This is a genomic window from Pseudomonas sp. YL2 (genome assembly GCF_023063025.1).
Classification (GTDB): domain Bacteria; phylum Pseudomonadota; class Gammaproteobacteria; order Pseudomonadales; family Pseudomonadaceae; genus Aquipseudomonas; species Aquipseudomonas putida_A.
Window position 1 is genome coordinate 18,473 of record NZ_JAJSLU010000010.1, and the last position, 10,744, is coordinate 29,216.

8 protein-coding genes are annotated in these 10,744 nt (G+C 61.4%); 5 read left to right on the forward strand and 3 right to left on the reverse strand.

The features are described from left to right. Nucleotides 1–204: 204 nt before the first annotated feature. A complete protein-coding gene (locus LVD08_RS15455; protein ID WP_098968094.1) occupies nt 205–2,076 on the forward strand; it encodes a SurA N-terminal domain-containing protein in 1,872 nt (623 codons plus the stop codon). Between the two features lie 559 nt (nt 2,077–2,635). Here the strand turns inward: LVD08_RS15455 and LVD08_RS15460 are convergent. After that, nucleotides 2,636–3,829, reverse strand: coding sequence for an MFS transporter (locus LVD08_RS15460; protein WP_247268568.1), 1,194 nt, complete (start codon nt 3,827–3,829; stop codon nt 2,636–2,638). A 120-nt stretch (nt 3,830–3,949) separates the two neighbouring features. Here LVD08_RS15460 and LVD08_RS15465 point away from each other — a divergent pair, with 120 nt between their 5' ends. From LVD08_RS15465 to LVD08_RS28055, 3 genes are all read left to right on the forward strand, one after another. Further along, nucleotides 3,950–4,849, forward strand: a complete 900-nt coding sequence (locus LVD08_RS15465) for a LysR family transcriptional regulator (protein WP_247268569.1) — start codon at nt 3,950–3,952, stop codon at nt 4,847–4,849. Nucleotides 4,850–4,940: 91 nt separating this feature from the next. Beyond that, on the forward strand, nt 4,941–5,828 hold the full coding sequence (locus tag LVD08_RS15470; RefSeq protein WP_247268570.1) for a DUF2242 domain-containing protein: 888 nt from the start codon (nt 4,941–4,943) through the stop codon (nt 5,826–5,828). Nucleotides 5,829–6,079: 251 nt separating this feature from the next. Continuing rightward, a complete protein-coding gene (locus LVD08_RS28055; protein WP_274621205.1) occupies nt 6,080–6,211 on the forward strand; it encodes a hypothetical protein in 132 nt (43 codons plus the stop codon). Nucleotides 6,212–6,215: 4 nt separating this feature from the next. On the opposite strand, the gene LVD08_RS15475 is transcribed toward LVD08_RS28055, so the two are convergent. Both LVD08_RS15475 and LVD08_RS15480 read right to left on the reverse strand, forming a co-directional pair. Continuing rightward, nucleotides 6,216–7,256, reverse strand: coding sequence for an AraC family transcriptional regulator (locus LVD08_RS15475; protein ID WP_103369258.1), 1,041 nt, complete (start codon nt 7,254–7,256; stop codon nt 6,216–6,218). 3 nt (nt 7,257–7,259) lie between these two features. Continuing rightward, entirely contained in the window at nt 7,260–8,390 is a 1,131-nt protein-coding gene (locus LVD08_RS15480) for a nitrilase-related carbon-nitrogen hydrolase (RefSeq protein ID WP_247268571.1), read from the reverse strand. A gap of 206 nt (nt 8,391–8,596) precedes the next feature. Between LVD08_RS15480 and LVD08_RS15485 the strand changes: the two genes are divergently transcribed. After that, nucleotides 8,597–10,636: an NADPH-dependent 2,4-dienoyl-CoA reductase gene (locus tag LVD08_RS15485; RefSeq protein ID WP_247268572.1), complete on the forward strand. Its 2,040-nt coding sequence runs from the start codon at nt 8,597–8,599 to the stop codon at nt 10,634–10,636. Nucleotides 10,637–10,744 lie beyond the last annotated feature (108 nt).

The following is a 10,744-nucleotide window of genomic DNA, read 5'->3' on the forward strand; positions in this document are numbered from 1 at the left end:
TCGGGGTCATGCCTGACTTGGCAGCGGAGCGGTAGAGCAGGTCGCTGGAACAGCCGCCTGTAACGCCGGGATCGAGGGTTCGAGCCCTGTCCGCTCCGCCAGTTACGAGAAGGCGCATCCTCGGATGCGCCTTTCTTCTATCCGGATTCTACCCACGCTCCACGGTTGCCTAATTTTTGAAGTTCAACCGTTTCTGGGGGACGCATGCTGCAGAATATCAGGGACAATTCACAAGGCTGGATTGCCAAGACCATTATCGGGGTCATCGTTGCACTGATGGCTCTGACCGGTTTCGATGCCATTTTCAAGGCCACGACGCACACCAACGATGCGGCCAAGGTCAATGGTGAAGAAATCAGCCAGAACGAGCTGAGCCAGGCCGTTGACATGCAACGCCGTCAGCTGATGCAACAACTGGGCAAGGACTTCGATGCTTCCTTGCTTGACGAAAAAATGCTCCGCGAATCGGCCCTCAAGGGCCTGATCGATCGCAAGCTGCTGCTGCAAGGCGCAGAACAATCGAAATTCGCTTTCTCCGAAGGTGCACTGGATCAGGTGATCCTGCAGACCCCTGAATTCCAGGTGGACGGCAAGTTCAGCTCCGAGCGCTTCGACCAGGTGATTCGTCAACTGGGCTACACCCGCATGCAATTCCGCCAGATGCTGGCTCAGGAAATGCTGATCGGTCAGTTGCGCGCCGGTGTTGCCGGTAGCGGTTTCGTCACCGACGCCGAAGTGCTGGCATTTGCCCGTCTGGAAAAACAGACCCGCGATTTCGCTTCGCTGAACGTCAAGGCCGACCCGGCCGCGGTCAAGCTGACCGACGATGAGGTCAAGGCTTACTACGACGAGCACGCCAAGGAGTTCATGACCCCTGAGCAAGTGGTCGTCGATTATGTCGAGCTGAAGAAGTCTTCGTTCTTCGACCAGGTTGCGGTCAAGGATGAAGACCTGCAGGCGGCGTATCAGAAAGAGATCGCCAACCTGTCGGAACAGCGTCGTGCGGCGCACATCCTGATCGAAGTCAACGACAAGACCACCGACGCTCAGGCCAAGGCGAAGATCGAAGAAGTCCAGGCGCGTCTGGCCAAGGGCGAGAAATTCGAAGCGCTGGCCAAGGAGTTCTCGCAGGATCCGGGCTCGGCCAACAATGGCGGTGACCTCGGTTTTGCCGGTCCTGGCGTCTATGATCCAGCTTTCGAAAAAGCCCTGTACTCGCTGAACAAGGACCAGGTGTCCGAGCCGGTGCGTACCGACTTCGGTTACCACCTGATCAAGCTGCTGGGTGTTGAAGCGCCGGAAGTTCCGACCCTGGCCAGCCTGAAAGACAAGTTGACCCGCGAGCTGAAGACTCAACAGGTCGAGCAGCGTTTTGTCGAGGCGACCAAGCAACTGGAAGACTCCGCGTTCGAAGCGTCTGACCTGGCCCAGCCTGCGGCAGATCTGAAGCTGACTGTGCACACCTCCAAGCCGTTCGGCCGTGAAGGTGGCGAAGGCATCGCCGCTAACCGCGCGGTGGTGACGGCTGCGTTCAGTCAGGAAGTGCTGGAAGAAAACGCCAACAGCACCGGTATCGAGCTGGACCCGGAAACCGTGGTCGTGCTGCGCGCCAAGGAACATCTGAAGCCTGAGCAGTTGCCACTCGAAGCGGTGAACACGGCGATCCGTGCCCAACTGACCAAAGAGCACGCCAGCGCTGCGGCCAAGACCAAGGCTGACCAGTTGATTGCTGGTCTGCGCGATGGCAAGACTGCACTGGACAAGGCGGTTGACGGCCAGAACTGGAAGGTTGTGACGGCGGCGACCCGTGCTCAGGAAGGGGTTGACCCGACTGTGCTGCAGGCGTTGTTCCGCATGCCGAAACCGGCAGCCAAGGGCAAGCCGACGTTCAGCAGCGTGACCTTGCAGGACGGTAGTCTGATGATTGTGCGTCTGGACGGTGTGAATGAAGCAGTAGCGCCGACTGATGAAGAGAAGGCGCAGTACCGTCGTTTCCTGGCTTCGCGTGAAGGTCAGCAGGATTTTGCGGCGTTCCGTAAGCAGTTGGAGAGTCAGGCGGACATCAAGCGGTATTGATGGTTGACTGAGTGGTAACTGGAAAGCCCCGATCTTATGGTCGGGGTTTTTTTTATGGTTGAGATTTGGGTGTATATCCGTTGCTTCGGGTGCTGCCGCTGGCGGTTTCGCTCTTACAGCGAGTCACCTTTTCCAGACGCCGAAAAGGTAACCCAAAAGGCTTGGCCCCGGCGTTCGGCCCTCGCCGTGGCTCGGGTTCCTTCGTTACGGGATTCATCCGGGGGCATCGCCTCCGGTTTGCTTCGCTGCACCTCCTCTCGATGTGTTTGGCTTCGCCAAACGTCGCTGCGCTCCTTCCCCCGGATAAACCCCTCCACTCAGCCTGCCGATGGGGCCGGCACGGCAAGATCAAGAGCTGCAGCCGAGCTTGCGCTCATCCTGTTGAGTGGTGAAAAGCGTGCGGTCGGCTTTTGCTTTACTGTAGGAGTGAGCCTGCTCGCGATGGCGGCCTGACAGACGACCAATCTCCAACTGCCTGCACTCAATCCCACTGTGGGAGCTGGCTTGCCAGCGAAGACGGCCGACTAGTCGCCCGACCCCTCACAGACAAACATCCCAATCACACAAACCCATAGCCCCTCGCCCTCAGCACCGCACTCAAGGTCAAAACCAGCAACCCCACAACAATCCACGGAAACCCCCCAACCCCCAGACTCCCCAGCAGCAAACCACCCGCCAGGCCACCCCCGGCAATCCCGACATTCCACAATGTCACCAGCATCGACTGCGCCGTATCGGCAGCCTCTCCAGCGGTTTTCGCCGAGGCAGTCTGCAGCAGCGAAGGCATCGCACCAAACGCCAATCCCCACACGGCGACGGCGATGTAGACCACGGTCGCCGATTCTCGCCACAGGCCCAAGGCGATGGCGGAGAGCATGAACAGCAGCGTGCTGATCAGCATCAGCTCGCGCAGCCAGTGATCGATCAGGCTGCCGACGATCCACAGGCTCAGCACTGAGGCCAGGCCGAACACCAGCAGTACCCGGTCGATATCGCTGGCCAGTCCTGACGGTTGCAGAAACGGTGCGATGTAGGTGTACAGCAGGTTGTGGGCGATCACGTAGGTCAAGGTCACGAACAGCACCGAGCGTACGCCGGGCAGGGTGAAGACCTGATGTAGGGGCTGGCGTTTTCCTGCGTGTTCTCCGGCAAAGTCCGGCACTTGCCAGCGCACCCAGATCACCAGCAACAGCGTCAGCGCAGTCATGATGGCGAAGCTCAGGCGCCAGCCGACCAGCGTGCCGAGTAGCGTGCCGGCCGGGATGCCCAGCGAGAGTGCCAGCGGCGCGCCAAGCATGGCGACGGTGATTGCCCGGCCTTGCAGGTGTGGCGCGACCATGCGGCTGGCGTAACCTGCCAGCAACGCCCACAGCAGCCCGGCAAATATCCCGGCGAGCAAACGTGCGATCAGGGTCAGCCAGTACCACTCCGACAGAGCGGTGATGCTGTTGGCGATGGCGAAGCCGCCAATGGCTGTCAGCAGCAATGGCCGACGACGCCAGCTGCGGGTGACGATGGTCAGCGGGATGGCGGCGAGCATCGAGCCAATCGCGTACAGGGTGACCAGTTGCCCGATCAGTGCCTGGGAGACATTCAGCCCCGCGCTCATTTGTGGCAGCAGGCCGGCGGGCATGGCTTCGGTCAGCACCGTGATGAAACCGGCGGTGGCCAGGGCCAGCAGCGCGCCGAGGGGCAATCGTTCGCGGGTGTCGACTGGCTGGGTGAGGGCCGAGGTCAGTTGTGCGTCGTTCATGAGTCAGCGTCCATGTGCCGAAGTGGGTGAAGGCCATAGGCTAGGGCGCTGCGCAGTGGAGAAAAATGGGTTACGGTTCCGAACATATCGGACACGGATGTCGTGAATCGGAGGGGCGGAATGGACAGTCTGGGCAGTATTTCGGTGTTTGTTCAAGTCGCCGAGACCCGCAGTTTTACCGAGGCTGGGCGGCTGCAGGGCGTGTCGTCTTCAGCGGTGGGCAAAAGTATCGCCCGGCTGGAGGCGCGATTGGGCGTGCGGCTGTTTCATCGCACTACCCGCAGCATCACCCTGACCAGCGAGGGCGCGCTGTTCCTCGCACGCTGTCGCAAAATTCTCGCCGAGGTGGAAGCCGCCGAGTTCGAACTTTGCGATTCCGCCTCGCAGCCCCATGGCAAACTGCGCATCAGCCTGCCGCAGGTGCACGGGCTGGTAATGCCGGTGATGAATGAGTTCATGGCGCTGTACCCGCAGATCGAGCTGGATCTGGACCTGACTGATCGCATGGTCGACGTGGTCGAGGAGGGCTTCGATGCGGTGATTCGTACCGGTCAGCCACGAGATTCACGGCTGATGGCGCGGCCCTTGGGCGAGTTTCACATGGTGCTGGTGGCGAGCCCGTTGTATCTGCGGGAGCACGGCGTGCCGCAAATCCCCGCCGATCTGGCGGAGCACGCCTGCTTGCGGCACACCTTTCATGCCACCGGCAAGCTGGAGCCGTGGCCATTGATTGGCGAGGAGGGCGCGCCGGAGCCGAGCTTGCCGACGCGGCTGGTCACCACCTCCATCGAAGCCGTCAATCATGCAGCCTTGGCAGGGATGGGTATCGCCTGCCTGCCGGATTTCATGACCCATGAGGATGTGGCGCAGGGGCGTTTGCAGCGAGTGCTGGATGCGCATATGAAGCACACCGGTCAGTTCTGGGTGTTGTGGCCCTCCAGTCGCCATGCCACCGCCAAATTGCGCGTCTTCATTGATCACTTGTCTCTGCGACTTTTTCCGGCAAACAAGGGTCAATAGGGTTGTAACGGCTTTAAGACACAATCCATGCGCCGCAGGGCCACGTTCTGTTGCACAATACGCCCCGGACTGTTTTTCCTCAGGATGTTCAATGTTGATTTCAACTCCCATGCGTGTCGTTGGGTTGGCGCTGTTGTTGACCGCTGTTGCTGGCTGTTCGAAGGACAAGCCGATCTATGAGCATGAGAACTTCGATGATTCCGGCACGTTCTCGCGCAATTATCCGGTGGCCGACACCGCGAGTTGCGAGGCGGCCCGTCGTGCGTTGCTCAGCCAGGGCTACATCATCACCAGCAGTGACCCGAAACTGGTCAGTGGCCACAAGAGTTTCCAGCAGACCGGGGAAACCCACCTGGAAATCAGCTTCAATGTGGTGTGTGCCGAAGATGGCAGTGCCAAGCACCATGCCACGGTGTTCGCCAATGCCCTGCAGGATCGCTACGCGCTGAAGAAGACCAACAACTCCGCCAGTCTCGGGGTTGGCGTATTGGGTTCGGTGTCGATGCCGATCGGTTCCTCCGATGATTCGATGGTCAAGGTCGCCAGCGAAACCGTGACCTCGCAGAAGTTCTACGAGCGGTTCTTCACGTTGGTTGAGTTGTTCCTGCCAGCCGATGCGAAGAAAGCCGCGCACATCGAAGAAAAACCCAAGACCGATCTCGGTGTGCCTGAACCCAAGCCTGCCGCTGTAGCGCCGGTTACACCTGCACCGGCGGTAGAGGCAACGCCTGCACCGCCGCCAGCCGGGATTGTCGAGCCTGCCCAAAACATGACGCCGGTAGCCCCGGCAGCGACCCCGGCCCCCGCTCCGGTTGCGCCGACGCCAACGGGTTCTGAGCCAGTGGTGCCGCCGGCCGAGTCAGCGCCGATCACCCCGGCACCGAGTGCAGAGCCTGCACCGGCTACCGAAACGATCACGCCGCCGGCCAACCCGACCAATATCCCGCCGCCATCGGAGCCGATTCCGGCGATGCAATAAGCTGCGCGCAGCCCTCCTGTGGGAGCGGGCTTGCTCGCGAAAGCGGAGTATCAGTCAATGTATATGTTGATTGACACTGCGCTTTCGCGAGCAAGCCCGCTCCCACATTTGTTTTGTGGTGTACTCAAATCTCGTTACATTCCCCCGACAAAAATCCTGCGATAAATTCCTGACCACCTGCTACGTTTTATTCATGAAGGCTGGATGTCACTTTTCCTTCATACGGGCACGATAGGCTCGAGGCACTGGTCATGTGGCCGGGCTATTTTTCAAGCGGGCAGCAGGGGGATCACACGATGGACGACTATCAAGAAGAACTGCTCGAATTCCAGGCGTATGAACTGGATCAGCCAGAGCCGGCCGAAGACGCCACCGAGTTGTAAGGTGTCAGGCGGTTTTGCGATGACTGCGGCGAAACTCGCCGGGGGTCTGGCCGCTCCAGCGCTTGAAGGCGCGTTGAAACGCCTCGGCTGAAGCAAAGCCCAGCAGGTAGGCGATCTCGCCGAACGCCAGTTCGGTGTCGCGGATGTAGGTCATCGCCAGATCACGGCGGGTGTCATTGAGGATCGCGCGAAACTGCGTGCCTTCCTCGGCCAGTTTGCGCCGCAACGTCCAGGTCGGCAGCTTCAGGCGCGCCGCCACTTCTTCCAGGTCGGGTTCCCGGCCACCATTGAGCAACGGCCCCAGCAGTTGAGTGATGCGTTCACGCAGGCTGCGGGTGCGGGTCAATTGCTCCAGTTCCCGTTCACACAATTGCAGCAGATGCCGCCAGGTACTCGGGCAGTGCTCGGGATTACGCTGTGCGAGGCTGTTCAGGTTCAGGCGCAATTGATTGCGTTCGGCGCCGAACTGGATTGGGCAGTCGCCCAAGACGTTGTAGGCGTCGCGATAGTCCGGCGCGTCAAATTCGATCTCGATGCGTTCGGCGCGCAGTGGCTCGCGACCGACGCTGGACAGCTGATGCAGCCAGCCGGCGATGATCGAATCCACTACAAAACGGTTATAGGCGTTGTACGGGCTGATCGAATAGAAGCGCAGCCACGCGCCATGAGCGTCTTCGTGAAAACTCGACTGCCCGCGATAGTTGGAGCCGTACAGCGGCTCGAAGCGGATCAGACAACGGGCGGCCTCGCGCACGGTCGGCGCCTGCGCCGCAGTGACCCCGGCGAGCCCGGCCTGACTCAAGCGGCTGAGCTGGCCCATGCGCAAGCCCAGTGCCGGATCGCCGGTCAACTGAATCGCGCTGTGCCCCAGACGCATGTAGCGCGGAATCGACAACCGCGCGCCGGCCTCGGCCAGTCGCGCAGCATCCAGCCCATATTGTTCGAGCAGCGGTTGCGGATCGGCACCTTGGCTGCGCACGGCATCAGCGAGGCTATGCACGAAACCTACCGACAGATCCCCCAGACGCATCGGCAGCGGCTTCATGGCTTACAACCAGATGTTCAGCAGACGCGCGCCACGGGCTTCGCCATCGGCGAATTGCTGACCGTTGCTGCTGAGGAAGCTTTGTCCCGAACCGGGCTTGTCCCAGAACTGGCCGCGCAGGAACACGCTCATGCCGGCGATCGCACGACTGCTCGGCGGCTGCGCGGTCAGTGTCAGGCGATGCCAGGCCTGACCTTCACTGATTTCCCCGGGCTTGAGGCTGACCGACCCCGGTGTGCTCGAACCCTTGTAACCGGCCCACGGCTGATTCCAGGCGTCGTGACCGACGACGAAGGCCGGCACCGCCACCAGTTGCGCGCCTTGCTCGTCGAGTCGGCGATAGTTGTCGGGGTACCAGCTGTCGCTGCCAATCAGCACACCCAGACGCCCGGCCGGGGTCTCGATCACGTTGATCGCGTGCTCGTCTTCGCTTCCGATCACGTCACGTTGTTCGAAGATCGGGTGCATCTGCCGCTGGGGCTGGCCCAGCGGCACGCCATCACGGCCGAATACCACGCTGCTGTTGAACAGCGCGCCGCTACCGGGCTTGAGCCGGCCATCACGAATACTCGGTTCGGGCAGGACAATGGAGCCGGCCACCAGTGTGACGTGGAATTCCTTGGCCAGCCCGCCGAACAGCGCCTGGTAATCCTTGGCCATGGCTTTGGACTTCATGCGCAGGTGCGCGTCGTCGAGGCGATTTTCGCCCTTGGCAGTGAGCCAGGCGCGGGCGAACAGCAACGGATTGCTCGCCGCCAGCCAGTTCATCGCTTCGACCAGGGTCGGCGCCTGGTAGAGCTCGTCTTTCTCGCCGCTGATCATCAGCCAGGTGCCGACATGCTCGGGCAGTACCACCACGGTTTTTTCGTTGAGCAGCCCCTGATCCTGGGCCTGCTGCAGGTAGGCCGCGAGTTTGCGGTGCAGGCGCTCGGGGCTTTGGTAGTCGGTGGGGAACAGTTCCGGCTGGATGCCCAGCAGATTGCCACGGTCGGCGGGCGTGCCCTGATCGACCGCCAGTTTGATGCGCAGATCCGACAGGTAATGCCCCGCCGGCCGGTCCGACGCCCACATGGCGTAGGTGGTCAGGGCGGCAACGATGGCCATGGAGAAAAACAGATACAGAAGTTTGCGCATGAAAACCAACAACAGCCGGGTACAGGGTGTGGCGACTAGGGTAGGGCGCATGCCTGCGCTTGCCAAGGGGCGCTGCGCATTTGGATCAATAAGTTGTCAGTTTCGGTCATTGAGTGACAGCAGTGCGACTCTTAGTCTGTCGAACATGACTGACGGGGGACGCAGAGCTCCCGCAATTTCCGTGATCGCACGTTGTGGAGTTACCGATGACCGCCGCTCATTACCCGCACCTGTTGGCCCCGCTGGACCTGGGATTCACCACGCTGCGCAACCGCACCCTGATGGGTTCGATGCACACTGGCCTTGAAGAAAAACCGGGTGGCTTCGAACGCATGGCAGCGTACTTCGCCGAGCGTGCCCGTGGCGGCGTCGGCCTGATGGTCACCGGCGGTATCGGCCCGAACGACGAGGGCGGCGTGTACTCCGGCGCAGCCAAGCTGACCACCGAGGAAGAAGCGCTCAAGCACCGCATCGTCACCCGCGCAGTGCATGAGGCGGGCGGCAAGATCTGCATGCAGATCCTCCATGCCGGGCGTTATGCCTACAGCCCGAAACAGGTGGCGCCAAGCGCGATTCAGGCGCCGATCAACCCGTTCAAGCCCAAAGAGCTGGACGAGGAGGGCATCGAGAAACAGATCAGCGATTTCGTCACCTGTTCGGTACTGGCGCAGAGCGCTGAGTACGATGGCGTGGAAATTATGGGCTCGGAAGGTTATTTCATTAACCAGTTCCTCGCCGCGCACACCAACCACCGCACCGATCGCTGGGGCGGCAGCTATGAAAACCGCATGCGCCTGCCGGTGGAAATCGTCCGCCGCGTACGCGAAGCCGTCGGCCCGAACTTCATCATCATTTTCCGTTTGTCGATGCTCGATCTGGTCGAGGGCGGCAGCAGTTGGGAAGAGATCGTGACCCTGGCCAAAGCCATCGAGCAGGCCGGCGCGACCATCATCAATACCGGCATCGGCTGGCACGAAGCGCGGATCCCGACCATCGCCACCAAGGTGCCGCGCGCGGCGTTCAGCAAGGTCACCGCCAAACTGCGTGGTTCGGTGAACATTCCGCTGATCACCACCAACCGCATCAACACCCCGGAAATCGCCGAGCAGATCCTCGCTGAAGGCGATGCCGACATGGTCTCGATGGCGCGGCCGTTCCTCGCCGACCCGGACTTCGTCAACAAGGCCGCCGAAGGCCGCGCCGACGAAATCAACACCTGTATCGGTTGCAACCAAGCGTGCCTGGATCACACCTTTGGCGGCAAGCTCACCAGTTGCCTGGTCAACCCGCGAGCCTGTCACGAAACCGAGCTCAACTATTTGCCGGTGCAGCAGATCAAGAAGATCGCCGTGGTCGGTGCCGGCCCTGCCGGTCTGTCCGCCGCAACCGTGGCCGCCGAGCGCGGTCATCAGGTGACGTTGTTCGATTCAGCCAGCGAAATCGGTGGCCAGTTCAACATCGCCAAGCGTGTGCCGGGAAAGGAAGAATTCTTCGAAACCCTGCGCTACTTCAAGCGCAAGCTGCAGACCACGAATGTCGAGGTGTGCCTGAATACTCGCGTCGACGTGGCGAAGCTGGTCGAGGGCGGTTACGACGAAATCATCCTCGCCACCGGCATCGCGCCGCGTGTGCCGGCGATTCCGGGCGTCGAGAATGCCAAGGTGCTTAGCTATCTGGACGTGATCCTCGAGCGCAAACCGGTGGGCAAGCGCGTCGCGGTGATTGGCGCGGGCGGTATCGGTTTCGACGTCTCGGAATTCCTTGTGCACGAAGGCGTGGCCACCAGTCTGGATCGCACCGCGTTCTGGAAAGAGTGGGGCATCGACACGAACCTGGAAGCGCGCGGTGGCGTGGCCGGGATCAAAGCTGCGCCGCACGCGTCGGCTCGCGAAGTGTTCCTGTTGCAGCGCAAGAAAACCAAGGTCGGCGATGGCCTGGGCAAGACCACCGGCTGGATTCACCGCACGGGCTTGAAGAACAAGCAGGTGCAGATGCTCAACAGCGTCGAATACCTGAAAATCGACGACGAAGGCCTGCACATCCGCATCGGCGAAACCGGCGAGCCGCAAGTGCTGGCGGTGGACAACATCGTGATCTGCGCCGGTCAGGATCCACTGCGGGATCTGCAGGACGGTCTGGTCGCAGCGGGGCAGAGTGTGCACCTGATCGGCGGCGCTGATGTGGCGGCCGAGCTGGATGCCAAGCGCGCGATCAACCAGGGTTCGCGTCTGGCTGCTGAACTCTAAGCCCCACAAATCTCCAATGTGGGAGGGGGGTTGCTCCCGGGGGGGGTGGGGGAGGTGGAGTATACCAATACTTGAAGAGCCGCCTCCCCGGCCAACCCCCCCCCCCCC